This is a genomic window from Corynebacterium frankenforstense, assembly GCF_030211955.1.
Taxonomy (GTDB): Bacteria; Actinomycetota; Actinomycetes; order Mycobacteriales; family Mycobacteriaceae; genus Corynebacterium; species Corynebacterium frankenforstense_A.
In genome coordinates this window covers 69,239-94,620 of the sequence record NZ_JASODI010000010.1, presented here as the reverse complement: position 1 = coordinate 94,620, position 25,382 = coordinate 69,239, and the positions used below count along the sequence as shown (strand labels likewise).

Genomic DNA, 25,382 nt, shown 5'->3' with positions numbered 1-25,382 from the left:
GAAAGGAATGCAGGCACGGTGTCGCTGACGAACGAGGTCAAGGACGAGCTCACCCGCGTCGAGACGCGGGGCACCCGCGCACGGCTGGCGGAGGTCGCCGCGGTGCTGCGCTTCCGCGGCCACGCCGTGCGCCACGGGGGAGCGGAGAGCATCGAGGTCGAGCTCGACCACGGCGGTGCGGCGCGCCGGCTGGTCGCCTACCTCGACGAGCTCTTCGACGCCCGTGTCACCCTGCGCACCCTCGAGGCCGACCGCGCCGGCAAGCCCGGCCGCCACCTCGTGGTCATCGACCGCGGCATCGCCGAGGTCTACCGGCGCACCGGCCTGATCACCCGCGCCGGGGTGGCCGTGGTGGGCCTGCCCCCGCAGGTCATCTCCGGCACCGTCGCCGACAAGGAGGCCGCCTGGCGTGGCGCCTTCCTGGCGGCGGGCACCCTGACCGAGCCGGGCCGCTCCGCCGCCCTCGAGGTCGAGTGCCCGCGCGCCGAGGCGGCGCTGGCACTCGTCGGCTGCGCCCGCGCCCTGGGTGCGACGGCCAAGAACCGGGAGTCCCGCGGCGCCGAGCGCGTCGTCGTACGCGACGGCGACTCCGTCGGCGCGCTGCTGTCCCGCATGGGCGCGCACCGCACCCGGCTGCAGTGGGACGACAAGCGCCGACGCCGGGAACGCACGGCGTCGACAAGCAGGCTGGCCAACTTCGACGACGCGAACCTGCGCCGCTCGGCGCGCGCGGCCGTCACCGCCGCCGCGCGCGTGGAGCGCGCCATGGAGATCCTCGGCGACGACGTCCCGGAGCACCTCGCGGAGGCCGGCAGCCTGCGCGTGCGCCACCGCCAGGCCTCGCTCGAGGAGCTGGGCCGGCTGGCCGACCCGCCGATGACCAAGGACGCCATCGCCGGGCGCGTGCGCCGTCTGCTGTCCACCGCCGACAAGAGGGCGAAGGAACTGGGCGTCCCGGACACGCACGCCGCCGTGACCGAGGAGGTCCTCGACGAAGCGGACAGTGGCGAAGGTCACTGATTCGGGCCCGTGATGTCCCTTTACGGACATTCGGGCGCCCGGGCGGACCCCCGGACGGGGGCAGGGATGGTCCGTTCACCGGGGCGTTCGGGATATTCCGCCCGGTTGATCCATCGAATTGCGGACCCGGATCTGTTCAGTTACCCCCGGTAATGCCCGGATGTGCCCGTAAATTTCCGCTCGTGTCTGATTTCTTTGCGGTTCGGTAGTGCGGGACGGCCGATCGGGCGGTACACTCTGAATCGTGAGGCAACGACGTGGGCGTCACAGAGGCGCACACGGTCCCTCTCGGACACAACCGCAGATTTGACGAGGAGATCAACTGTGACCATTCGTGTTGGTATCAACGGCTTCGGCCGCATCGGCCGCAACTTCTTCCGTGCCGTCCTGCAGCGCAGCGACGACCTGGAGGTCGTCGCCGTCAACGACCTGACCGACAACAAGACGCTGGCCACGCTGCTCAAGTACGACTCCATCCTGGGCAAGCTTGACCAGGAGGTCTCCTACGACGAGGAGTCCATCACCGTCGGCGAGCACAAGCTGCACGTCACCGCCGAGCGCGACCCGAAGAACCTGGACTGGGCCGCCCACAACGTGGACATCGTCATCGAGTCCACCGGCTTCTTCACCGACGCCAACGCCGCCCACGCGCACATCGACGCCGGCGCCAAGAAGGTCATCATCTCCGCCCCCGCCAAGAACGAGGACGCGACCTTCGTCTACAACGTCAACCACGAGGACTACGACCCGGAGAAGCACACCGTCATCTCCGGCGCCTCCTGCACCACCAACTGCCTCGCCCCGATGGCCAAGGTGCTCGACGAGAAGTTCGGCATCGAAGAGGGCCTGATGACCACCGTGCACGCCTACACCGGTGACCAGCGCCTGCACGACGCCCCGCACCGCGACCTGCGTCGCGCCCGCGCCGCCGCCGTGAACATCGTCCCGACCTCCACCGGCGCCGCCAAGGCCGTCGCCCTGGTCCTCCCGCAGCTCAAGGGCAAGCTGGACGGCTACGCCCTGCGCGTGCCCGTGATCACCGGCTCCTGCACCGACCTGACCTTCACCGCGAAGAAGGAGGTCTCCGTGGAGGCCGTCAACGCCGCGATGAAGGAGGCCGCCAGCGAGACCCTCGGCTACACCGACGAGCCGCTCGTCTCCCACGACATCGTGACCGACCCGCACGGCTCGATCTTCGACTCCGGCCTGACCAAGGTCATCGGCAACCAGGTCAAGGTCGTCTCCTGGTACGACAACGAGTGGGGCTACACCTGCCAGCTGCTCCGCCTGACCGAGCACGTCGCCTCCAAGTTCTAACAGGCGCCTGACTCGGCTCGTGCCGACCGATGAGCGGCCTCGCTCGAGGGGGCAGCGGCACACCGCCGCGTTCCCCTTTGAGCCGGGGCCGCTCTTCGCATACCTGAACACCCAGACACACCCCTAACTTTTCACCGAGGAGAAACCCAGACATGGCCATCAAGACCATCGACGACCTGCTCGCCGAGGGCGTCGCCGGACGCCACGTGCTAGTCCGTTCCGACTTCAACGTCCCGCTCAACGACGCCGGCGAGATCACCGACCCGGGCCGTATCACCGCGTCCCTGCCGACCCTCAAGGCCCTGCTCGAGGGCGGCGCCAAGGTCATCGCCATGGCCCACCTCGGCCGCCCGAAGGGCGAGGTCAACCCGAAGTTCTCCCTGAAGCCGGTCGCCGAGGCCCTCAGCGAGGCCCTGGGCCAGTACGTCGCCCTGGCCGGCGACGTCACCGGCGAGGACGCCCACGAGCGCGCCAACGGCCTGAGCGACGGCGAGATCGTCCTGCTCGAGAACGTCCGCTTCGACCCGCGTGAGACCAGCAAGGACGAGGCCGAGCGCGCCGAGTTCGCCGACGAGCTCGTCGCCCTGGCCGCCGACAACGGCGCCTTCGTCTCCGACGGCTTCGGTGTCGTGCACCGCAAGCAGACCTCCGTCTTCGACGTCGCCGGCCGCCTGCCCGCCTACGCCGGCTACCTGGTCAACAAGGAGGTCTCCGTCCTCGACTCCGTGGCCAAGGAGCCCGCCAAGCCCTACGTGGTCGTCCTCGGCGGCTCGAAGGTCTCCGACAAGCTCGGTGTCATCGAGGCCCTGGCCGGCAAGGCAGACAGCCTCGTCATCGGCGGCGGCATGTGCTACACGTTCCTCAAGGCCAAGGGCTACGACGTCCAGGAGTCCCTGCTCCAGGAGGAGATGGTGGAGACCTGCGGCGAGCTGCTCGAGCGCTACGGCGACAAGATCGTCCTGCCGGTCGACCTGGTCGCGGCCGAGAAGTTCGACAAGGACGCCGAGCACAAGGTCGTCGAGCTCGACGGCATCCCCGCCGGCTGGATGTCCCTGGACATCGGCCCGAAGTCCGTCGAGCGCTTCGCCGAGGTGCTCGCCTCCTCCAAGACCGTGTTCTGGAACGGCCCGATGGGCGTCTTCGAGTTCGAGGCGTTCTCCAAGGGCACCAAGGGCCTGGCCCAGGCGATCATCGACGCCACCAAGAACAACGGCTCCTTCTCGGTGGTCGGCGGCGGCGATTCCGCGGCCTCCGTGCGCGTGCTCGGCCTCGACGAGGACGGCTTCTCGCACATCTCCACCGGCGGCGGCGCCTCCCTCGAGTTCCTCGAGGGCAAGGAACTGCCGGGCGTCGCGGTCCTGAACCGCTGAGCCTGCCGTAACCCGAAACCAGCCACCCACAGAAAGGCCGAAACGCACATGGCACGCACCCCCCTCATCGCGGGCAACTGGAAGATGAACCTCAACCACCTCGAGGCCATCACCGTCCTGCAGAAGTTCGCCTTTGCCCTGCCGAAGGAGTACTACGAGAAGATCGACGTCGCCTTCACCGTCCCGTTCACCGACCTGCGCTCCGTCCAGACCCTCGTCGAAGGCGACAAGCTGCAGTTCACCTACGGGGCCCAGGACGTCTCCGTGCACGAGTCCGGCGCCTACACCGGTGAGGTCTCCGCCGAGATGCTCGCCAAGCTGGGCTGCGCCTGGGTGGTCGTGGGCCACTCCGAGCGCCGCGAGTACCACGCCGAGACCGACGAGACCGTCGCCGCCAAGGCCGCCGCCGCCCTCGGCGCCAGCATGTCGCCGATCGTCTGCGTCGGCGAGCCGCTCGAGATCCGTGAGAAGGGCGAGCACGTCGACTACGTCGTCGAGCAGGCCCGCAAGTCGCTGGCCGGCCTCGACGCCGCCCAGCTGGCCCGCACCGTCCTGGCCTACGAGCCCGTCTGGGCCATCGGCACCGGCAAGGTCGCCTCGGCCGACGACGCCCAGGAGGTCTGCGGCGCACTGCGCACGCTGATCGCCGAGCTCGCCGACGAGAAGACCGCCGAGGAGTTCCGCATCCTCTACGGCGGCTCCGTCAAGGCCGACTCCGTCGCCGAGATCGTCGGCAAGCCCGACGTCGACGGCGGCCTGGTCGGCGGCGCCTCCCTGGACGGCGAGGCCTTCGCCAAGCTGGCCGCCAACGCCGCCCAGACCGTCGCGTAAGCGACGCAACCTGGCGTGACTCGAGGCCGCCCCGTGGTGGCGACCCCACCACGGGGCGGTTTTTCACGCCCGAACCCGCCCGCAAGGGCATAGAAACCGCAGCTCAAGAACCTAATACCTCACCTACTGCACACCCCTCCCGGCGACCTGGGGCCCGCGCCCGCGGCCGCCCGGGGTGGAGAGGAAGAACCGTCATGGTTGACGATCAAACCAACATGCAGGACGACATCCGGTTCCTCGGCCGCGTCCTCGGCGAGGTCATCGCCGAGCAGGAGGGTCAGGAGACCTTCGACCTGGTCGAGAACTCGCGCCGGCGCGCCTTCGAGGTCGCCCGCGGCGAGGCGGACATGTCCGACCTGGCCGCCATGTTCCACGACATCGAGGCCGAGAAGGCCCGCGACGTCATCCGCGCATTCAGCCACTTCGCCCTCATGGCGAACCTGGCCGAGGACCTCTACGACGAGTCGGCCCGGCTGCACCGCCGCCAGGCCGGCGAGCCCGCCCCCGCATCCACCCTCGACGCGACCTGGCGCAAGCTGGCCGAGGCCGGCGTGGACCCGGCGACGATCTCGCGGGAGTTCCCCGCAACCCAGGTCGCCCCGGTGCTCACCGCCCACCCGACCGAGACTCGCCGCCGCACCGTCTTCGACGCTCAGAAGCACATCTCCGAGCTCATGCGCCGCCGCCGCGTGCTGCTGACGGCCGGCGAGAACGCCCTGACCGCCGGCGAGCTCGACGAGATCGAGCGCGACGTGCGCCGCCGCCTGACCATCCTGTGGCAGACTGCGCTCATCCGCGTCGCCCGCCCCCGCCTCGAGGACGAGATCGAGGTCGGCCTGCGCTACTACAAGCTCTCGCTGCTGCAGGCCATCCCGAAGCTCAACCACGACGTCGTCAAGCTGCTCTCCGACTCCGCGGGCGCGCCCGTGCCGCAGCACCCGATCGTGCAGCCCGGCTCCTGGATCGGCGCCGACCACGACGGCAACCCATCCGTCACCGGCACCACACTGGACTACGCGGCCACCCGCGCCGCGGAGACCGTGCTGAAGTACTACGCCGTCCAGCTGCACGACCTCGAGCACGAGCTGAGCCTGTCCGACCGGCTCGGCGAGGTCTCCGAGAAGCTCTACGCGCTTGCCGACGAGGGCCACAACGGCGTGCCTTCGCGCGTCGACGAGCCCTACCGCCGCGCCGTCCACGGCGTGCGCGGCCGCATCCTGGCCACCATCGTCGGGCTCATCGGCCCCGACGCCGTCGAGGGCGACTGGTTCACCGTCCACGAGCCCTACGCCGACGCCGAGGAGTTCCTCGCGGACCTCGACCTCATCGACTCCTGCCTGCGCGCGGAGCACGACGAGATCATCGCCGACGCCCGCCTGGCCGACCTGCGCGCCGCCGTGCGCACCTTCGGCTTCCACCTCTACGCCCTGGACATCCGCCAGAACTCCGAGAGCTACGAGGACGTGCTCACCGAGCTGTTCTCCCTGGCCCACGTCGCTGAGGACTACCGGAGCCTGGACGAGGAGGCGAAGATCGAGCTCCTGGTCGACGAGCTGCGCACCCCGCGCCCGCTCGTGCCCACCGGCTACCACGACTTCACCGAGCCGACCGAACGCGAGCTCGGCATCTTCCGCGCGGCCGCCGAGGCCGTGGACAAGTTCGGCCCCGAGATGGTGCCGCACTGCATCATCTCCATGGCCGCCTCGGTCAGCGACATCCTCGAGCCGATGGTGCTGCTCAAGGAGGTCGGCCTGATCCACGCCAACGGCGAGGACCCGACCGGCTCCGTCGACGTCATCCCGCTGTTCGAGACCATCGACGACCTCGAGGGCGGCGCCGACATCCTGCGCGCCGTCTGGTCGATCCCGCTCTACCGCACCTACGTGCGCAACCGGGGTGACCTCCAGGAGGTCATGCTCGGCTACTCCGACTCCAACAAGGACGGCGGTTACTTCGCCGCGAACTGGGCCCTGTTCAACGGCGAGACCCAGATCGTGCAGGCCTGCCGCGAAGAGGGGCTGCGCCTGCGGTTCTTCCACGGCCGCGGCGGCACCGTCGGCCGTGGCGGCGGACCGTCCTACGACGCGATCCTGGCCCAGCCCGCCGGCGCCGTGCAGGGCGCGGTGCGCGTCACCGAGCAGGGCGAGATCATCTCCGCGAAGTACGGCTCGCCGGAGACGGCGCGCCGCAACCTCGAGGCGCTGGTTTCGGCGACGCTGGAGGCCTCGCTGATGGACGTCAACGACCTCGACGACCCGCAGCGCGCCGCCGAGATCATGACGTGGCTCTCCCACGCCAGCCAGGAGGCCTACACCCGCCTGGCCCACGAGGACCCCGGCTTCATCCAGTACTTCACCGAGTCGACCCCGGTCGCCGAGATCGGCAAGCTGAACATCGGTTCGCGGCCCTCCTCGCGCAAGCAGACCGAGTCGCTGGATGACCTGCGCGCCATCCCGTGGGTGCTGTCCTGGTCGCAGTCGCGCGTCATGCTGCCCGGCTGGTACGGCGTGGGCACCGCGCTGCGCGACTTCATCGACCAGTCCGAGGACCGCGACGCCGCGGTCGCCGAGCTGCGCGACCTCGCCGAGAACTGGCCGTTCTTCGCCTCGGTGATGTCCAACATGGCCCAGGTCATGGCCAAGGCGGACATGAGCCTGGCGCAGATGTACGCCTCGCTGATCTCGGATCAGGAGGTCGCCCGCCGCGTCTTCGACGCCATCCGCGCCGAGTACGAGCTGACCTGCGAGATGTTCGCCAAGGTCACCGGCCGCGACGAGCTGCTCGCCGACAACCCCGGGCTGGCCCGCTCCGTGCGCGACCGCTTCCCGTACCTGCTGCCGCTCAACGTGCTGCAGGTCGAGCTGCTGCGCCGCTACCGCGCCGGCGACGAGGACCCGAAGGTCCCGCTGGGTATCCAGCTGGCCATGAACGGCCTGGCCACCGCCCTGCGCAACTCCGGCTAGTCGACGCCGGGCGCCGCGACGCGTCGGCAATCGACGCGCCGCGGCACGCGCCGCCCGGCCGGGCGGCGATGGTGTAGACTGTCCTGAGTCATTCAACCCGTCAGACAGAAGGGGACTTCACTTCAATGATCCTCGCGCTCCAGATCGTGCTCGTGCTCAGCGCCGTGCTGATGTCGGTGTTCGTGCTCCTGCACAAGGGCAAGGGCGGCGGCCTGTCCAGCCTCTTCGGCGGCGGCGTGCAGTCCAACCTGTCGGGTTCCACCGTGGTGGAGAAGAACCTCGACCGCTACACGGTGATCATGGCCCTCATCTGGATCCTGTGCATCGTGGCGCTGAACCTGCTGCAGGCCTACGCCTGACACACACCCACGATTGACGACGACCCCGCCGCGCCCACCCGGGCGCGACGGGGTCGCTGTCTTGCGGGGCGTCGGTCCGGCGTGGGTGCCGGCCCGGTGGGGGCTCAGCCCAGTTCGCCGGCTGCGGCGTCGTCGAGGAAGAGCAGCGTCTCCGCCGCACCCCGCGCACCGGCGGCCGGCCAGTCGGCCGGGCTCGAGCCGGAGGCCACGTGCGCGGCAGCCTCGGCCTTGCCGGCGCCGGCCACCAGCAGCCAGACGCGCTCGGCGCGGGCCACCCCGTTGAGTGTGATGGTGCCGCGGCGGGCCGGCGGCTTCGGCGAGTCGGTCACGGCGAGCACCTCGGGGGCGTCGGCGCGCGTGCCGGGAGTGTGCGGGAAGACGGAGTTGACGTGTCCCTCGCCGCCCATTCCCAGCAGGTGCAGGTCGAAGCCGCGCGGGGCGAACTCCTCGAGCACGGTGGCGTAGCGCTCGACGGCGGTCTCCAGCTCGAGGCCGTTGCCGCCGGCCCGGCCGGCGCCGAGGCGCCAGCCGTGGATGTTGGCCCCGGGCACGCCGACGGCCTCGAGGAGGACGGCGCGGGCCTGGCCCTCGTTGGACTCCGGGTCGGTGACCGGCACGTCGCGCTCGTCGCCGAAGAAGACCTCGACGCGGCTCCAGTCGACGCGCAGGGCCGGGAACGTCTCGGTCTGGGCGTCGGCGGCGGCGTCGAACTCGGCGAGCTTGGCCAGCATCCCGGTGCCGGCGCCGCCGCCGGTGAGCACGACGCGCGCGACACCGTCGCCGTGGCGGCCGCCGCCCGGGGCCTGCACGGCGGCGACGACCTCGATGAAGCGGGCCGCGGCGGTGCGGGTCAGCTCCTCGAGGTCGGCCACGCGGACGATCTCGGGGCGGGCGGGGTGGACGGGGGCGTCAGTCATTTCGGTTCTCCTTCTGCGGGCCGTCTCAGGCCCAGTTGAGGCGGCGGATGCCGTCGAGGGCGCCGGCGTAGGCGTCGTCGGGGTCGAGGTGGCGCAGCTCCTCGGACAGGCAGTCGGCCTGGGAGCGCTCGTTGAGGGCGACCAGCTGCTTCGCAGCGCCCGGCACGTCCACCTCGACGGTGTCCAGGGAGCGCTGGTCGATGACCAGCTCGCCGTCGGCACGCGTCATGGCCAGGCGGATGCCGTGGCCGGTGTGGGTCTCGCGGGTCACCGGCACGCGCAGGCGGTCGGCCAGCCAGCCGGCGGCCAGGTCGACGCTCGAGCTGCCCGCCGGGCCGGAGATGTGCGCCTCGGTGATGTCGTGGTGCGGCGGCTGGTCGAGGGTGGAGGCCACGATCGCGCGCCACAGGGTGATGCGCGCCCAGGCCAGGTCGGAGTCGCCGGGGGAGTAGTGCTTGCGCTGGACGGCGAGGGCGTCCTCGTGGCCGCTGCAGCGGCTGTCGACGATGCGGCGCTGGGCGATGCGGCCGACCTTGGTCGCCGCCGGGTCGGCCGGGGCCGCCGAGGGCCACCAGCACACGATCGGGGTGTCCGGCAGCAGCAGCGGGGTGACCACGCTGGCCGGGTGCTCGGCGACCTCGCCGTTCATGCGGATGACCACCAGCTCGCTGGCGCCGGCGTCGCCGCCGACGTGGATCTCGGCGTCGATGCAGGAGTCCTTGCCGTCCGGCAGTGGGCGGCCGTGGGCGGCGTCGAGGAGGACGAGCACGCGGGAGGGGTGCTCCCGGGAGGCGTCTTTCACGGTGCCGATGACAGACTCCAGGTTCTCGTCGGCGCCGGCGAGGACGATGAGGGTGAGCACGCGGCCGGTGGTCTGGGCGGTGGTCTCGTGTACGCGGACCAGGCGCTGGGCGATGTAGCCGGTCGAGGTGTCGGTGAGGATCTCGGTCATGGTGTCTCTTTCACTGCGGGCGGGGTCGGTCTCCGGGGCGGGTCGCGCGGGCTTCACGCCCGTCACGGGCGGCGCCAGGTGCGGCCGTGGCGCGCGAGCATCTTCTCGGCGGAGGCCGGACCCCAGGTACCGGCGGGGTAGGTGTCGGGCCGGCCGTTCTCGGCCCAGTACTCGAGGACGGGGTCGAGGATCTTCCAGGACAGCTCGACCTCGGTGTTGGTCGGGAAGAGGCTGGCCTCGCCGAGCAGCACGTCGAGGATGAGCCGCTCGTAGGCCTCTGGGGAGTCGGAGGTGAAGTTCTCCGAGTAGGAGAAGTCCATGTTGACGTCGCGGACCTCCATCGAGGAGCCCGGCACCTTCGAGCCGAAGCGCATGAGCACGCCCTCGTCGGGCTGGACGCGGATGACCATCGCGTTCGGGCCCAGGGCGGCGGTCTGCTCGTCGCGGAAGGGCTGGTGCGGCGGCATCTTGAACACGAGCGCGATCTCGGTGACGCGCCGGCCCAGCCGCTTGCCGGTGCGCAGGTAGAACGGCACGCCGGCCCAGCGGCGCGAGCCGATCTCCACGGTCAGCGCGGCGAAGGTCTCGGTGGTCGACTCCGGGTCGAAGCCCTCCTCGTCGCGCAGGCCGGGCACCTTCTCGGAGCCCTGCCAGCCGGGGCCGTACTGGCCGCGGGCGGTCGTCTCGTCGAAGGGCTCGACCGGGGCGGCGGCGCGCAGCACCTTGATCTTCTCGGCGCGCAGCTGCCCGGGGTCGAAGGCCACCGGCTCCTCCATGGCCACCAGGGCGGCCAGCTGGATCAGGTGGTTCTGGATGACGTCGCGGGCCGCGCCGATGCCGTCGTAGTAGCCGGCGCGCCCGCCCAGGCCGATGTCCTCGGCCATGGTGATCTGGACGTGGTCGATGTAGCGGGCGTCCCAGAACGGCTCGAAGAGCTGGTTGGCGAAGCGCAGCGCCAGGATGTTCTGGACCGTCTCCTTGCCCAGGTAGTGGTCGATGCGGAAGACGGCCTCCTCGGGGAAGACCGAGTTGATCGTCTGGTTGAGCTCCCTGGCGCTGGCCAGGTCGTGGCCGAAGGGCTTCTCGACGATCACGCGGCGCCACGAGCACTCGGAACCGGCCGCCAGGCCGGAGCGGTCCAGCTGGGCGCAGACGTCGGCGAAGCTGCCCGGCGGCACCGAGAGGTAGAACGCCCAGTTGCCGCCCGTGCCGCGGGGGCGGTCCAACTCGGCGAGGGTCTCGGCGAGCCGGTCGAAGGAGGCGTCGTCGTCGAAGGTGCCCGTCACGAAGTGCATGCCGGCGGACAGGCGCTCCCAGACGTTGTCGTCCCAGGGGGTCCGCGCGCCGTCGAGCACGGCGGCGCGCACGTGGTCCTCGAAGTCCCGCTTGGACCACTCGCGGCGGCCGAAGCCGACGAGGGTGAACCCGGCGGGCAAAAGGCCGCGGTTGGCCAGGTCGTAGACGGCGGGCAGGAGCTTGCGGCGCGAGAGGTCGCCGGTCACGCCGAAGATGACCATCCCGGAGGTGCCGGCGATGCGCGGCAGGCGGGTGTCGTGCGGGTTGCGCAGCGGGTTGGTCCAGTCGGCGGGGCTGTGTGCGGCGGTCACGGGGACGGTCACGGCCTTTCATCAGGGCCGCCCGCAGGCGCGTTTCGCGGCTCCGGCGGGCGGGGTCGAGCGGGCGGTCTCGGAGGTCGGGAGGGGAACGGAAGGAAAAGTCTACGGGGCGCCGTCGCGGCGGCGGGTCAACGTCGCGCGCGACGCCAGCCGGCACCGGTGGGCACCGGGTCCTGACGGCGCTGCCCCGCCCGGGACACCGCGGGGTCTCGGGCGGGGCGGGGCGGGGTCAGGTGCCGGGATCAGGCCAGCTGCTGGGCCATCTTCTCGAGCAGCTCGGACCAGGAGGCGACGAACTTCTCGACGCCCTCGCGCTCGAGCACGACGAAGACGTCGTCGGTGTCGACGCCCACGGCGCGCAGCTTCTCGAAGACCTCGGCGGCCCCCTCGGCGGTGCCGTTGAGGGTGTCACCGTGGACGTTGTCGCCGTCCAGGGCGGCGTCGATGGTCTTCTCCGGCATGGTGTTGACCGTGTTCGAGCCGGCCAGCTCCACGACGTAGAGGTCGGCCGGGTACTCCGGGTTCTTCACGCCGGTCGAGGCCCACAGCGGGCGCTGGACGTTGGCGCCCTCGGGCAGCTCGGCGGCCGCGAAGAACTTCAGGTACTCCGCGTAGGCCAGGCGGGCGTTGGCCACGCCGGCCTTGCCGCGCAGGGCCAGGGCCTCATCGGAGCCGATGGCCTCGAGGCGCTTGTCGATCTCGGTGTCCACGCGCGAGACGAAGAAGGACGCCACGGAGTGGATCCCGGAGACGTCGTGGCCGGCCTCGGCGGCGCGCTTGACGCCGTCGGCGAAGGCCTGCATGACGGCGCGGTAGCGCTCGACGGAGAAGATCAGCGTGACGTTGACGCTGATGCCCTCGGCCAGGGCGTCGGTCACGGCGGGCAGGGAGGCCTTCGTCGCCGGGATCTTGATCATCACGTTCGGGCGGTCCACCTTGGCCCACAGCTCCTTGGCCTGGGCGAGGGTGCGCTCGGCGTCGTCGGAGATGCGCGGGTCGACCTCGATGGAGACGCGGCCGTCCTTGCCGCCGGAGCGCTCGTAGATCTCGGCGAAGACGTCGCAGGCGTCGCGGACGTCGTCGATGCTCATCGCGTAGACGGCGGTGTCGACGTCGGCGCCGGCGGCCTTGAGCTCCGCGATCTGGGCGTCGTAGGCGGTGCCCTTCGACATGGAGGCGGCGAAGATGGCGGGGTTGGTGGTGACACCCACGACGGACTTGTCCTTGATCACCTCGGCGAGGTTGCCGGAGGTGATGCGGTCGCGGGAGAGGTCGTCGAGCCAGGTGGAGGTGCCCACCGAGGCGAGATCGTCGATAGCGGTCATATGGATCTTCCTAACTTCTGGTGTGTCGACCGGTGCAACCGTGTCGGTAGGTTCAACGGGGGGACTGTCGTGCGGGCCCGGGGCGCCCGGCGGGCACCGGACCCCGGGACCCGGCGGCACCGGAGGTACCGCCGGGGGCGTCGGTCAGGCGTCCAGGGAGGCGCGGGCGGCGTCGTGGACGGCGTCCACGGTGAAGCCGAAGCGCTCGAAGAGCTCGGCCGCCGGGGCGGAGGCGCCGTAGTGCTCCAGGGAGACGGCGCGGCCGCGCTGGCCCAGCCAGCGGTACCACGGCATCGCGATGCCGGCCTCGACGGAGACACGCGCGGTGACCTCGGGCGGCAGGACCTCGTCGATGTAGGCCTGGTCCTGCTCGGCGAACCAGTCCATGCAGGGCACGGAGACGACGCGGGCGGCGGTGCCCTCGGACTCGAGGCGCTCGGCGGCATTGACGGCCAGCTGGACCTCGGAGCCGGTGGCCATCAGGATCACGTCCGGGGTCTCCTTGGAGCCCTCGACCAGGACGTAGGCGCCGCGCTCGACGCCCTTCATTGCCTTCTCGCGGGTGCCCTCGAGCACCGGCAGGTTCTGGCGGGAAAGCGCCAGGCCCTTCGGGCCGAAGCCGTCGTGGGCCAGGGCGGCGCGCCAGGCGGCGGCCGTCTCGTTGGCGTCGGCCGGGCGCAGCACCGCCAGGTTCGGGATGGCGCGTAGGGCAGCGAGGATCTCGACCGGCTGGTGGGTCGGGCCGTCCTCGCCCAGGCCGATGGAGTCGTGGGTCCACACGTAGTAGGAGTTGACCTTCATCAGGGCGCCGAGGCGCACGGCCGGGCGCATGTAGTCCGAGAAGATCAGGAACGTGCCGCCGTAGGGGCGGGTCGGGCCGTGCAGGGCGATGCCGTTGAGGATCGAGCCCATGGCGTGCTCGCGGATGCCGAAGTGCAGGGTGCGGCCGTAGGGCTCGGCGGACCAGGTGTCCGTGGAGATCGACTTCGGGCCGAAGGAGGGCGAGCCCTCGATGGTGGTGTTGTTCGAGCCGGCCAGGTCGGCGGAGCCGCCCCACAGCTCGGGCAGGGTCTTGCCCAGAGCCTGCAGCACGGCCGCGGAGGCCTTGCGGGTGGCGATGCCCTTCTCGTCGGGCTCCCAGGTCGGCAGCTCGGCGTCCCAGCCCTCCGGCAGCTCGCCGGCGGTCAGGCGGTCGAAGAGCGCCTTGCGCTCCGGGTTGGCCTCGGCCCAGGCGTCGAACCTCTCCTGCCACTCGGCGTGGCGGGCCGCGCCGCGCTCGCGCAGCTTGCGGGTGTGTGCCAGGACATCGTCGTCGACGTCGAAGTCCTTCTCCGGGTCGAAGCCGAGCTCCTTCTTGACGGCGGCGACCTCGTCGGCGCCCAGGGCGGCGCCGTGGGAGGCGCCGGTGTTCATCTTGTTCGGCGCCGGGTAGCCGATGACGGTGCGCACGCGGATGAAGGACGGGCGCGAGGTGTCCTTCTTGGCCTCCTCGACGGCCTCGAGGATCGCGGTGACGTCCTCGCCGCCCTCGACGTCGAGCACCTGCCAGCCGTAGGCGGCGTAGCGGGCCGGGACGTCCTCGTCGAAGGCGATGTCGGTGTCGTCCTCGATCGAGATGTCGTTGTCGTCGTAGAAGACGATCAGGTTGCCCAGCTGCTGGGTGCCGGCCAGGGAGCAGGCCTCGGAGGTGACACCCTCCTGGAGGTCGCCGTCGGAGGCGATGACGTAGATGTAGTGGTCGAAGGGGGACTCACCCTGCGGGGCCTCCGGGTCGAACAGCCCGCGCTCGCGGCGCGAGGCCATGGCCATGCCCACGGCGGAGGCCAGGCCCTGGCCCAGCGGGCCGGTGGTGATCTCGACGCCGTCGGTGTCGCGGTACTCGGGGTGGCCCGGGGTCTTGGAGCCCCAGGTGCGCAGCTCCTCGAGGTCCTGCAGCTCGAGGCCGAAGCCACCCAGGAAGAGCTGGATGTACTGCGTCAGCGAGGAGTGGCCGCAGGAGAGCACGAACCGGTCGCGGCCGGTCCAGTGCACGTCAGCCGGGTCGTGGTCCATGACCCGCTGGTAGAGGGTGTAGGCGAGCGGAGCGAGGCTCATCGCGGTGCCGGGGTGGCCCGACCCGCAGTTCTCGACGGCGTCGGCCGCCAGGATGCGGGCGGTGTCGACGGCACGGGTGTCGGTGTCCGTCCAGTCGTCCGGGTACCGACGCTCCGTCAGTGCCTGCAGTTCAGGAGAAAGGCTCACTGTTCAATTCCTCTCGGTGATGCTCGGTGTGCGGGTGCCGGATGCCGGGGCGCCGCGACCGCCCCGGCGGCACCGCGCCGTGCTGCCCCGGGAAGTTCCGGGTTCGCAGGCAATCGTACCCGCGCGACGGCACCTGGTGGCGTGGCCGCGCGGGCGGGCACGATAGAGTGTTGTCTCGTACGCGACGCCGCCCCCGTGCCGTACCCCGCTCGAACGGGGGCGGCGGCCGGGCGGCGGGAACTTCCGTGCGGTCGGTTTCGACCACTGCCACGTGCCCCCGCCCCTGTCTGCGGGGAGCCCACCGCGAGGACTGTGAGCTGGAGGACTTCTACTTGGACACGATCAAGGCCTACTTCGCGCTGACGAAGCCGAGGGTGATCGAGCTGCTGCTCGTGGCCGCGATCCCGGCGATGCTGCAGGCCGAGCGCGGTGAGAACAACATCGTGCTCATCCTGCTGACCGTCGTCGGCGGGTGGATGGGCGCCGCCGCGGCCAACACCTTCAACATGGTCGCGGACTCGGACATCGACCGGAAGATGGGCCGCACGCGCGCCCGCCCGCTGGTGCGCAACACCGTCAGTGACCGCAACGCCGCGATTTTCGCCTGGGCGCTGATGATCATCAGCTTCTTCTGGCTGTGGCTGCTGTGCGGCTCGCTGCTGGCGGGTGTGTTCATCCTGCTGACGGTGTTCTTCTACATCTTCGTCTACACGAAGTTCCTCAAGCGGCGCACCTACATGAACATCGTCTGGGGCGGCGCGGCCGGCTGCATGCCCGTCGTCGTCGGCTGGGCGGTCATCGTCGCCAACGCCCCCGACCCGTCGCCGGCGAAGTGGTGGCAGGCCATCGTGATGTGGTTGATCATCTTCTTCTGGACGCCGCCGCACACCTGGTCGCTGGCCATGAAGTACCGCGAGGACTACAAGCGCGCCCAGGTGCCCATGCTGCCGGTCGTGCGCGAGCCCGTCGAGGTCACCCGCCAGATCCTCTGGTACTCCTGGGCGACCGTCATCGTCTCGCTGCTGCTGGTGCCGGCCGCCTCGTGGATCTACGGCGTCGTGGCCGTCCTCTCGGGCGCGGCCTTCCTGATCATGGCCACCAACCTGCACAACGGCGTGCGCCGCGGTGAGAAGGTGCACCCGCTCAAGCTGTTCATCCTGTCGAACAACTACCTGGCGGTGCTCTTCGTGGGCTTGTCCATCGACGCCGTCATCGGCTGGGAGACCCTCGGCGTGCTCGCCGGCTGGTCGCCCGCCTGGTTCTAGCCCCACCCGGAAGCCCCCACCCGGACCACGGTCCGGATGCGGGGGCCTTCGTCGTGCAGTTCGATTGACGACGTCGCGCTACTCGCCGTCGCCGGTGACGTCCAGCGCCAGAGAGCCCGTGGTGCGCCGCTCCTGCAGGTCCCGGTGGGCCTGCGCGGCGTCGGAGAGCGGGTGAACCCCGCCCACGCGCACGTTCAGGGTGCCGTCGACGATCGCCTGCGTGATCGCCTGGGCGCGCATGCGGAACTCGTCGGCGTCGGCGGTGTAGGCGCCCAGCGAGGGGCGCGTCAGGAAGATCGAGCCGTGCGTGTTGAGCAGCTGCGGGTCGAAGGGCTCGACGGGCCCGGAGGCCGCGCCGAAGAGGCAGACCGTCCCGCGCGGGCGCACGGCCTCGAGCGACTCGCCGAAGGTGTCGCGGCCCACGCCGTCGTAGACGACGTCCACGCCGCGCCCGCCGTTGCGCCGGCGCACGGTCTCGGCGAGGTTCTCGGAGTAGGTGAACACCTCGGTGGCCCCGGCCTCGTATGCCAGCTCCTCCTTCTCCTTGGTGGAGACCACGGAGAAGACGCGCACGCCGCGGTGGGCGGCCAGCTGGGTGGCCAGCAGCCCCACGCCGCCGGCCCCGGCGGTGATCAGGCAGGAGTCGCCGGCGGCCAGCGGGTAGACGCCGTTGACCAGGTAGTGGGCGGTCATGCCCTGCAGCAGCATGGTCGCCGCCACGTGCTGCGGGATGTCCTGCGGGACGGCGACGAGCCGGTCGGCGTCGACGACGACCTTCTCCGCGTAGGAGCCGGGCGCCGAGCACCAGGCGACGACGGTGCCCGGGGCGATCTGGCCGGCCGGGTCCTCGATGACCCGGCCGGTGCCCTCGGAGCCGGGCACGAAGGGCGGGGCGGAGTGGTAGAGGCCCTCGCGGTAGTAGGTGTCGATGTAGTTGATCCCGGCGACGTCGACGCCGACGAGCACCTGTCCCGGCTCGGGGACCGGGTCGGGCACGTCGGTGTACTCCATCACCTCGGGGCCGCCGTGGCGGGTGACCTGGATTGCCTTCATGCACCCCACGGTAGCGCGATCACAGGGCCCGGCGACGGCGAACGCCGACGGCGGGTGCCCTCGGCGTCGGTGGTCGTCCGGCAACTCCCGGAGAGATTCGGCGGCGCTAACGCCCCAGGGCCTCGGCGGGCACGCGGGCGGAGTCGCGGAAGCGGACGACGCCGTGCGCCCAGAGGAAGGCGGTGAACGCGGTGACCACGGAGCTCATGCCGATGTGGATCGGCACGGTCCAGCGCGGCACGCCCATGCGGTACTGGGCGATGCCGATGGCGGCCTGCACGACGATGCAGCCCACGAGCACCCAGCCGGTGCGGATCGCCGGTCGGTCGGCGCGCGAGCGGTAGAGCAGCCAGACGGTGATCAGGGTGAACGCCAGGTAGACGTACATGCTCCAGGCGTGGATGTGGGCCATCAGGTCGATGTCGACGTCAAGGCGCCCGGCCATGCCGTCGCCGGCGTCACCGGAGTGCACGCCCGCGCCGGTGACCATGGTGCCGGTGGTCAGCACGATCGCCAGGGCGCAGGCGGCGACGACCGCGCAGACGCGCGCGGCGGGGGAGAAGGTGCGCTGGCGCACGCCGTCGTCGGGCTCGGCGAGGCGGGTGTAGAGCACGGCGGCGACCCACACCAGGATCATTGAGGGCAGGAAGTGCAGGGCGACGGCCCACCACTTCAGGTCCAGCCACACGGAGACGCCGCCGATGACGGCCTGCACGAAGATGCCGGTCAGCGAGATGATCGCCAGCGTGAGCAGGCCGTTGCGGCGCTTGGCGCCGACGACGGCGACGAGCACCGCGACGGCCACGGCCAGGAGCACGAAGGTCAGCAGCCGGTTGCCGAACTCGATGGCCTGGTGGACGGCCGGGGCGGCGCCGGCGACGGGCACCAGCGAGCCCTCGTGGCAGTTCGGCCAGGTCTCGCAGCCGAGGCCGGAGCCGGTCACGCGCACGGTCGCGCCGGTGACGGTGATGCCGCCCTGGGCGATCAGCAGGATCATGGCCAGGACGCGCTGGGTGCGCAGGCTCGGCCCACGGCGGGTCTTGGTCGGGGTTTGGGTCGCGGTAGTCACAGGCCCCGAGCATACCTGGGCCGCCCGCGCCCGCCGAATCCGCGAACGCGCAGGCAGATCCAATAAAAAGGGGAGTGATCTATCCCGCAAACCGGAACCAGCGGGTGCAGGCGGCCGACGCGGCGGCCGCCCAGGCCGCCAGGATGAGCCACTGGACCCAGGGCACGCCGCCGGAGAAGGCCACGGTCAGCCCGCTGGCCATGGCCACCGAGGGCACCACGTCCCACCAGGACGCGGCGTCGAGACCCTGGACGTAGAGCACGTACCCGGTCACCCCGATCAGCGCGACCCAGATGAGGTTGGCCAGCCCGAGCACGAGCTCGGAGCTGAGCGTGCCGCCCATCAGCAGGCCCATGGCGGTGAAGGCGGCCGCGCCGATGACGATGGTGACCAGGCCCAGCAGCGCACCGGTGAGGTCCGTGCGCCAGCCGAGCGCCAGCGCGATCGCGCCGAGCAGCAGCGTCTGGACCAGCGCCGTGGCCGCCACCGCGATGGCCTTGCCCGCGATGATCGTCCACGCGGGCACGCCGGACGCGCCCGTGCGTTTCAGCGCCCCGTAGCGGCGGTCGAAGGCCAGCGAGATGGCCTGGCCGGTGAATCCCGAGGAGGTCGCCGCGATGGCCAGGGCCACGGGAAAGAACCGGTCGAGCGGGTCTCCGCTGCCCGCCATGGGCCACTCCAGGGGCAGGAAGGTCAGGCCCAGCAGCATCGCCACCGGGATGACGAGGCTGAGCAGCTGCTGCTCGCCGTGGCGCAGGAAGAGCAGGGACTCGATGCGGCCCTGGGCGAGGACCATCTTGATCACGCCCGCGCGCCCCGGCGCGGGCGCGAACGTCCCGGCGGGCAGGTGGGCGACGTCGGTCGCACGGTTGTCGGTGGTGGTCATCGCCGCAGGCTCCTTCCGGTGAGGTCGAGGAAGACGTCTTCCAGGCTGCGGTGGGCGACCTCGAGCCCCCGCACCGTCACGCCCTGTTCGGCCACGGCCGTGACCAGCCGGGCGACCTGGTTCGGCCCGGCCGGGTCCAGGGTGACCCGCCAGGCGCGCGGGCGCACGCGGCTGACGGCCTCCTCGGGCACCCCGGCGGCGACGGCCAAAAGACGTGCGTCCAGGTCGCCGTCGACGTTCAGGGCGACGTCCTGGCGGGTGCCGTCGGTGCCGGCGGTCAGCTCGGCGGGGGTGCCGGCGGCCACGCGCCGGCCGTGGTCGATGATGACGACCTGGTCGGCCAGGCTCTCGGCCTCGTCCATCAGGTGGGTGGTCAGCAGCACGGTCACCCCGTCGCGGCGCAGCGCGCGCACGAGGTCCCAGACGGCCAGGCGCGACTGGGCGTCCAGGCCCGCGGTCGGCTCGTCGAGGAAGACCAGCTCGGGGCGGCCGACGACGGCCAGCGCCAGTGAGAGGCGTTGCTGCTGGCCGCCGGAGAGGCGCCGGTAGGTCGTCTTGGCCACCCGCTCCAGGCCCAGCAGATCGATCAGCCAGTCGGGGTCGAGGGGGTCGCGGTTGTAGGAGGCGGTCAGCCGGAGCAGCTCGCGGACCCGGATGCCCGAGTAGGCACCCCCGCCCTGGAGCATGATGCCGATGCGCTCGCGCACCCGCTCCGGCTCGCGGGCAGGGTCGAGGCCGAGGACGCGCACAGAGCCGGAGTCCGGGGCGTGGAAGCCCTCGCAGATCTCGATGGTCGTCGTCTTGCCCGCGCCGTTGGGGCCGAGCAGCGCGGTGATCTCCCCGTGTCCGGCGGTCATGGAGAAGCCGTCGACGGCGGTGGTCGCGCCGTAGCGCTTGACCACGCGCTCGAGTACGAGCCCGGGGGTGTTCGGGGGATTGAGACTCACGACGGCCTAGTCTAGGCCAACGAAGCGCGCCTTCCTCAACGCCCACCAGCCCAGCGCGACGACCACGAGCGTGGTCACGACGGTGGCCACGTAGATGGTCAGCACGGTGCCCGGCGGCAGGGCCAGCCCGCGCGGCAGGACGAAGAAGCTGAACGCCGCGGAGTAGAGCACGACCGCCCAGCGGAAGAACCGGCGGTTGGCCCAGGCGGCAAGGGGGACCACGGCCCACAGCACGTACCAGGGGTGGACGACGGGGAAGAAGATGACCAGCACGAAGAAGGACACCCCCAGCCCGCCGACCGGGTGGATGGTGCCGCGGTAGGTCGCCAGGAGCATGCGCAGCGAGAAACCGACGGAGACCAGCACACCGGCGGCGCGGGTCACCGAGAGCATCGCGTCGGTGTGGTCGCCGAGGTCGAGCAGCATGCCGACGAAGCCGGCGATCACGCCGACGTCGGTGGTGATCGACATCCAGCTGCGGATGGTCGCCGCCCCGCCCTGGCCGGTCACCCAGCCCAGGCCGATGCCGGTGACCACGGAGACCACCGCGGCGGTGGCCACGAGGATGACCACCTGGAGAACCGCCGCCATCGCCACGGCGAGCACCGCCGGGCGCACGCCCGGGCGCGCACGGGTGCCGGACGCGGCGTCGTCAATCTCTCGTGTCCCGGATTCGTCGGTGCTGGGGCGCCCGGCCAGGGCGCGCGCCAGGGCCATGCCGGTGAATCCGAGGCCGAAGAAGCCGACGACCTTGACCATGCCGCCACACGAGATCAGCGCGCCGGAGAGGACGAAGAGGCCGAGGCCGCGCCAGTGCCCGGCGGTGCCGGCGCGGGCGGCGATGTGGTCGACGCCGCGCAGGCCGACCTCCATGCCGACGAGGACGAAGCCGAGCATGACCGACTCGTTGTGGATGCCGCCGACAAGGTGCAGCAGGGTCAGCGGGTTGAGCAGGCCCAGCCACAGCGCGGTGGACGCGGAGATGCCGCAGCGCCGCGCCAGGCGGGTGACGGCCCAGGCGGCCGCGGCCAGCGCCAGCACGCCGAGAAGCCGGTGGGCGAGCACGCCGAGGATCACCGAGTCGCCGGTGACCCGGCTGACGGCGGCGGCCATCCCGAGGGCGACCGGGCCGTAGGGGGAGGGGGAGTGCGCCCAGATGAAGGGCACGGAGCGGGCCAGGTGGTGCTCGGTGCCCAGAAGATCGACCGGGCCGGCGGAGTAGGGGTCCAGGCCCATGCGCACGATCGCGCCGTTGGCCAGGTAGGAGTAGATGTCCTGGGTGAACAGGGGAGCGGTCAGTACCAGCGGGGCGACCCAGGCGGCGGCGGTGCGCCACAGCATGCCGGGGCTGACCCGGCCGGGGGTAGGGCGGCCGAAGACGCCGCCGAGGTCCGCGCCGACGTAGCGGCTCATGCACACCCACGCCAGGACCAGCAGGGCCACGCCCAGCAGGACGATGACGGAGGAGGCCTGGAGCAGCTGGGCGAGCAGCGTGCCGCCGGGGAAGGCGCGGTAGGGGTTGTCGACGACCGGCAGGGCGCCGGCGCCCAGGGCGCCGAAGCCCATCAGCAGCGCGCCGACGGTGCCCACCCAGCGCACGACGGCGAAGGAGAGCATCTCCCGGGGGCGCAGGCCGCCGAAGGTGTGCCTCGAGGCGAGGTCGGAGCCGGCGACGGCGGTGACGAGCGCGGAGGAGTGCAGGCGCGCCGAGCGGCTGCCCGCGGATCCGATCCGGGGCAGGTCATTCACGAGTGCCCGCCAGAGCACCCATCGCTCGCCTCGCACGGGCCTGATCGTAGTCGGAGGCTACACGCCGGCGGGTAAGGAGACCCGATGTTGGCGCGGTCACGGGAAATACGTAACATCGCTGTTGTCTAAAGGCGAACGCCGCCAGGAGGTGACCGATGTCCGAGGCGAAAACACCCCACGACCACGCGAAAGCGCCCGAGGGGGAGACCCGTCACCGGATCATGCGCGCACTCCTCAAGCACGCCCCGGTGACCGCGGCGGAGATGGCCGAGCATCTCGGCATGTCCGCGGCGGGGGTGCGCCGCCACTTAGACATCCTCCACGAGGAGGGGCTCATCGAGTCCGTCCGACGCAACCCCCCGCGCGGTGTCACGCGCCGCCGGGGCCGGCCCGCCCGCAGCTTCCGGCTGACGGACCGCGGCCGCGAGGGCTTCGGGCACGACTACGACTCGCTGACCGCGCTCGCCCTCGAGGCGCTGCGCGACGTCGGCGGGGAGGAGGCCGTGCGCGACCTGGCCCGGCGCAGGATCGAGGAGATCCTCGCCGGGATCCCGCGGGCGGACGAGGACGACCCCGAGTCCGTGGAGGAGACGGTCCGCGCCGTGGCGCGGGCCTTCGACGAGAACGGATACGCTGCAACAGTCACCGCCGCCGGCGGGGGTGTGCAGATATGCCAACACCACTGCCCGGTTTCCCACGTGGCAGAGAAGTTCCCGGAACTGTGCGCCGCCGAGCACGAGGCGATCGCGAGACGCGCGGGGCTGCACGTGCAGCCCCTGGCCGCCATCGCCCACGGCAACGACGTGTGCACCACGAACATTCCGCTGTCCACCATCAACACTCCTGAGGAAAGGAGAGGCTCATGACCCAAGCGACGCAGAACCCGAACGTCGGCAAGCCGCGGTCCGATGACGAGATCATCGAGGAGATGGACGTCAAGTACAGCTACGGCTGGCACGACTCCGACACCGCCGGCGCCAGCGCGCGCCGCGGCCTCGACGAGAGCGTGGTCCGGGACATCTCCCGGATGAAGAACGAGCCCGAGTGGATGCTCGAGCAGCGCCTCAAGGCCTACCGGACGTTCGAGAAGAAGCCCATCCCGACCTGGGGCCCCGATCTGTCGGGCATCGAGTTCGACAAGATCAAGTACTTCGTGCGCTCGACCGAGACGCAGGCGACCTCCTGGGACGACCTGCCCTCCGACATCAAGAACACCTACGACAAGCTGGGTATCCCCGAGGCCGAGAAGCAGCGCCTCGTCGCCGGCGTCGCCGCCCAGTACGAGTCCGAGGTCGTCTACCACCAGATCCGCGAGGACCTCGAGCGCCAGGGCGTCATCTTCGTCGACACCGACACCGCCGTGCGCGAGTACCCGGAGCTCGTCCAGGAGTACTTCGGCACCGTCGTGCCCGCCGGCGACAACAAGTTCTCCGCGCTCAACGCCGCGGTCTGGTCCGGCGGCTCGTTCATCTACGTGCCCAAGGGCGTGCACGTCGACATCCCGCTGCAGGCCTACTTCCGCATCAACACGGAGAACATGGGCCAGTTCGAGCGAACGCTGATCATCGTCGACGAGGACGCCTACGTCCACTACGTCGAGGGCTGCACCGCCCCGATCTACAAGTCGGACTCGCTGCACGCCGCGGTCGTCGAGATCATCGTCAAGAAGGGCGCGCGCTGCCGCTACACCACCATCCAGAACTGGTCGAACAACGTCTACAACCTGGTCACCCAGCGCGCCCGCGCCGAGGAGGGCGCGACGATGGAGTGGATCGACGGCAACATCGGCTCCAAGACCAACATGAAGTACCCGGCCGTCTGGATGACCGGCCCCTACGCCCGCGGTGAGGTGCTCTCCGCGCAGTTCTCCGGCGAGGGCCAGTTCCAGGACACCGGCGCGAAGATGGTCCACATGGCGCCGCACACCTCCTCGAACGTCGTCTCCAAGTCCGTCTCCCGCAACGGCGGGCGCTCCGCCTACCGCGGCCTGATCGAGATCCACGCCAACGCCCACCACTCGACCGCCAACGTCGAGTGCGACGCGCTGCTGGTGGACAACATCTCGCGCACGGACACCTACCCCTACAATGACATCCGCAACGACCACGTCACCCTCGGCCACGAGGCGACCGTGTCGCAGGTCTCGGTGGACCAGCTGTTCTACCTGATGAGCCGCGGACTGTCCGAGGAGGAGGCCATGGGCATGATCGTGCGCGGCTTCGTGGAGCCGATCGCCAAGGAGCTGCCCATGGAGTACGCACTCGAGCTCAACCGCCTGATTGAACTGCAGATGGAAGGATCGGTGGGTTAGTTGACGGAGATCGTCAAGAACGGAACGCCGCACGACACCAAGGGTGACGTCTTCACCTCCTACAACGTCGACGACTTCGACGTGCCCGGGGGCCGCGACGAGATCTGGCGTTTCATCTCGCTGCGCGCCCTGCGCGGCCTGCACAACGGCAAGTTCCCGGAGCAGACCGCCCCGGACATCGAGGTCACCGTCGCCGACGGCCAGCAGGGCGTCGAGGTCGGCACCCTGGCCAAGGACGACGAGCGCGCCCTGCGCGCCGGCGCCCCGGCCGACCGTGTGGCCGCGCAGGCCTGGACCTCGATGGACGAGCTGACCTACGTCAACGTCGCCCGCGACACCGAGGTCGCCTCCCCGGTGCACATCGACGTCACCGGCCACGGCGCGGACAAGACCGCCTTCGGCGGCATCCTCGTCGAGCTGGGCGCCCACGCCAAGGCGACCGTCGTCCTGCGCTACCAGGGCTCGGCCATCTACGCCGACAACGTCCAGTACGTCCTCGGCGACGGCGCCAAGCTGACCGTGGTCACCGACGCGGACTGGGAGGACGACACCGTCCACCTGTCCAACCACCAGGCGCTCATCGGCCGCGACGCGGACCTGCACCACAGCGTGGCCACCTTCGGCGGCCAGGTCGTGCGCGTCGCCCCGCGCGTGCGCTTCGGCGGCCAGGGCGGCAACGTCGAGATGCTCGGCGTCTACTTCGCCGACGACGGCCAGTACTTCGAGAACCGCCTCCTGGTCGACCACTCCGAGCCGAACTGCACCTCCAACGTCCTCTACAAGGGCGCGCTGCAGGGCGACAAGGAGACCAAGACCGAGGCGCGCACCTGCTGGGTCGGTGACGTGCTCATCCGCGCCAAGGCCAGCAACACGGACACCTACGAGGCCAACCGCAACCTGGTGCTCAGCGAGGGCGCGCGTGCGGACGCGATCCCGAACCTGGAGATCGAGACCGGCGACATCCCCGGCGCCGGCCACGCCGCGACCGTCGGCCGCTTCGACGACATGCACCTGTTCTACCTGATGAGCCGCGGCATCCCGGAGGCCGAGGCCCGCCGCCTCATCGTGCACGGCTTCTTCACCGAGGTCATCAACAAGATCCCGGTCGAGTCCGTCCGCGAGGAGCTGGAGAAGCGCGTCGAGGACGAGCTGGAGAAGGTCGTCCTCTAGGGTCCCGCCCACCACTCAGGG

Annotated in this window: 20 protein-coding genes; 10 read left to right on the top strand and 10 right to left on the bottom strand. The window is 70.9% G+C overall.

Annotated elements, in window-relative coordinates; all coding sequences use genetic code 11:
* Positions 1-18: 18 nt before the first annotated feature.
* The 6 genes from whiA (at position 19) to secG (ending at position 7,860) form a co-directional block, all read left to right on the top strand.
* The gene (whiA, locus tag QP119_RS06845; RefSeq protein ID WP_284774719.1) at positions 19-1,020 is read left to right on the top strand and encodes a DNA-binding protein WhiA; all 1,002 of its coding nucleotides are present in this window, start codon (positions 19-21) and stop codon (positions 1,018-1,020) included.
* Between the two features lie 324 nt (positions 1,021-1,344).
* Entirely contained in the window at positions 1,345-2,337 is a 993-nt protein-coding gene (gene gap, locus QP119_RS06840) for a type I glyceraldehyde-3-phosphate dehydrogenase (protein ID WP_284774718.1), read from the top strand.
* A 152-nt stretch (positions 2,338-2,489) separates the two neighbouring features.
* Positions 2,490-3,707 carry a phosphoglycerate kinase gene (locus QP119_RS06835; RefSeq protein ID WP_284774717.1) on the top strand — a complete coding sequence of 406 codons (1,218 nt, stop codon included), beginning with the start codon at positions 2,490-2,492 and terminating at the stop codon, positions 3,705-3,707.
* 48 nt (positions 3,708-3,755) lie between these two features.
* Positions 3,756-4,538, top strand: a complete 783-nt coding sequence (tpiA, locus tag QP119_RS06830; RefSeq protein WP_284774714.1) for a triose-phosphate isomerase — start codon at positions 3,756-3,758, stop codon at positions 4,536-4,538.
* Positions 4,539-4,732: 194 nt separating this feature from the next.
* Positions 4,733-7,501, top strand: coding sequence for a phosphoenolpyruvate carboxylase (gene ppc, locus QP119_RS06825; protein ID WP_284774713.1), 2,769 nt, complete (start codon positions 4,733-4,735; stop codon positions 7,499-7,501).
* Positions 7,502-7,626: 125 nt separating this feature from the next.
* A complete protein-coding gene (gene secG / locus QP119_RS06820) occupies positions 7,627-7,860 on the top strand; it encodes a preprotein translocase subunit SecG (protein ID WP_075663773.1) in 234 nt (77 codons plus the stop codon).
* A gap of 104 nt (positions 7,861-7,964) precedes the next feature.
* Here the strand turns inward: secG and pgl are convergent, their stop codons facing one another.
* The 5 genes from pgl to tkt form a co-directional block, all read right to left on the bottom strand.
* On the bottom strand, positions 7,965-8,777 hold the full coding sequence (gene pgl / locus QP119_RS06815) for a 6-phosphogluconolactonase (RefSeq protein WP_284774712.1): 813 nt from the start codon (positions 8,775-8,777) through the stop codon (positions 7,965-7,967).
* Positions 8,778-8,802: 25 nt separating this feature from the next.
* Positions 8,803-9,729, bottom strand: coding sequence for a glucose-6-phosphate dehydrogenase assembly protein OpcA (locus QP119_RS06810; protein ID WP_284774711.1), 927 nt, complete (start codon positions 9,727-9,729; stop codon positions 8,803-8,805).
* 62 nt (positions 9,730-9,791) lie between these two features.
* Positions 9,792-11,348, bottom strand: coding sequence for a glucose-6-phosphate dehydrogenase (gene zwf, locus QP119_RS06805; RefSeq protein ID WP_423777768.1), 1,557 nt, complete (start codon positions 11,346-11,348; stop codon positions 9,792-9,794).
* 239 nt (positions 11,349-11,587) lie between these two features.
* Entirely contained in the window at positions 11,588-12,670 is a 1,083-nt protein-coding gene (gene tal / locus QP119_RS06800) for a transaldolase (protein WP_284774710.1), read from the bottom strand.
* A gap of 144 nt (positions 12,671-12,814) precedes the next feature.
* Positions 12,815-14,911 carry a transketolase gene (gene tkt / locus QP119_RS06795; protein ID WP_284774709.1) on the bottom strand — a complete coding sequence of 699 codons (2,097 nt, stop codon included), beginning with the start codon at positions 14,909-14,911 and terminating at the stop codon, positions 12,815-12,817.
* 332 nt (positions 14,912-15,243) lie between these two features.
* Here tkt and QP119_RS06790 point away from each other — a divergent pair, with 332 nt between their 5' ends.
* The gene (locus QP119_RS06790; RefSeq protein WP_284774707.1) at positions 15,244-16,176 is read left to right on the top strand and encodes a heme o synthase; all 933 of its coding nucleotides are present in this window, start codon (positions 15,244-15,246) and stop codon (positions 16,174-16,176) included.
* A gap of 78 nt (positions 16,177-16,254) precedes the next feature.
* On the opposite strand, the gene QP119_RS06785 is transcribed toward QP119_RS06790, so the two are convergent.
* From QP119_RS06785 to mptB, 5 genes are all read right to left on the bottom strand, one after another.
* On the bottom strand, positions 16,255-17,229 hold the full coding sequence (locus QP119_RS06785; protein ID WP_284774706.1) for a quinone oxidoreductase family protein: 975 nt from the start codon (positions 17,227-17,229) through the stop codon (positions 16,255-16,257).
* A gap of 106 nt (positions 17,230-17,335) precedes the next feature.
* Positions 17,336-18,226: a COX15/CtaA family protein gene (locus QP119_RS06780; RefSeq protein ID WP_284774738.1), complete on the bottom strand. Its 891-nt coding sequence runs from the start codon at positions 18,224-18,226 to the stop codon at positions 17,336-17,338.
* Positions 18,227-18,377: 151 nt separating this feature from the next.
* On the bottom strand, positions 18,378-19,184 hold the full coding sequence (locus QP119_RS06775) for an ABC transporter permease (RefSeq protein ID WP_284774705.1): 807 nt from the start codon (positions 19,182-19,184) through the stop codon (positions 18,378-18,380).
* Positions 19,181-20,131 (bottom strand): ABC transporter ATP-binding protein, encoded by a 951-nt coding sequence (locus QP119_RS06770; protein WP_284774703.1) that lies wholly within the window; start codon positions 20,129-20,131, stop codon positions 19,181-19,183. The genes QP119_RS06775 and QP119_RS06770 overlap by 4 nt, the downstream gene beginning before the upstream one ends.
* A 6-nt stretch (positions 20,132-20,137) precedes the next feature.
* A complete protein-coding gene (gene mptB, locus QP119_RS06765; RefSeq protein ID WP_284774702.1) occupies positions 20,138-21,916 on the bottom strand; it encodes a polyprenol phosphomannose-dependent alpha 1,6 mannosyltransferase MptB in 1,779 nt (592 codons plus the stop codon).
* Positions 21,917-22,035: 119 nt separating this feature from the next.
* On the opposite strand from mptB, the gene QP119_RS06760 reads away from it, so the two are divergent.
* Genes QP119_RS06760 through sufD form a run of 3 tightly spaced genes read left to right on the top strand, consistent with a single transcriptional unit; the run spans position 22,036 to position 25,361 of the window.
* A complete protein-coding gene (locus QP119_RS06760; RefSeq protein WP_284774701.1) occupies positions 22,036-22,746 on the top strand; it encodes a helix-turn-helix transcriptional regulator in 711 nt (236 codons plus the stop codon).
* A complete protein-coding gene (gene sufB / locus QP119_RS06755; protein ID WP_284774700.1) occupies positions 22,743-24,191 on the top strand; it encodes a Fe-S cluster assembly protein SufB in 1,449 nt (482 codons plus the stop codon). Before QP119_RS06760 ends, sufB begins: the two co-directional genes overlap by 4 nt.
* The gene (gene sufD / locus QP119_RS06750) at positions 24,192-25,361 is read left to right on the top strand and encodes a Fe-S cluster assembly protein SufD (protein WP_284774699.1); all 1,170 of its coding nucleotides are present in this window, start codon (positions 24,192-24,194) and stop codon (positions 25,359-25,361) included. It begins immediately after the preceding gene.
* Positions 25,362-25,382 lie beyond the last annotated feature (21 nt).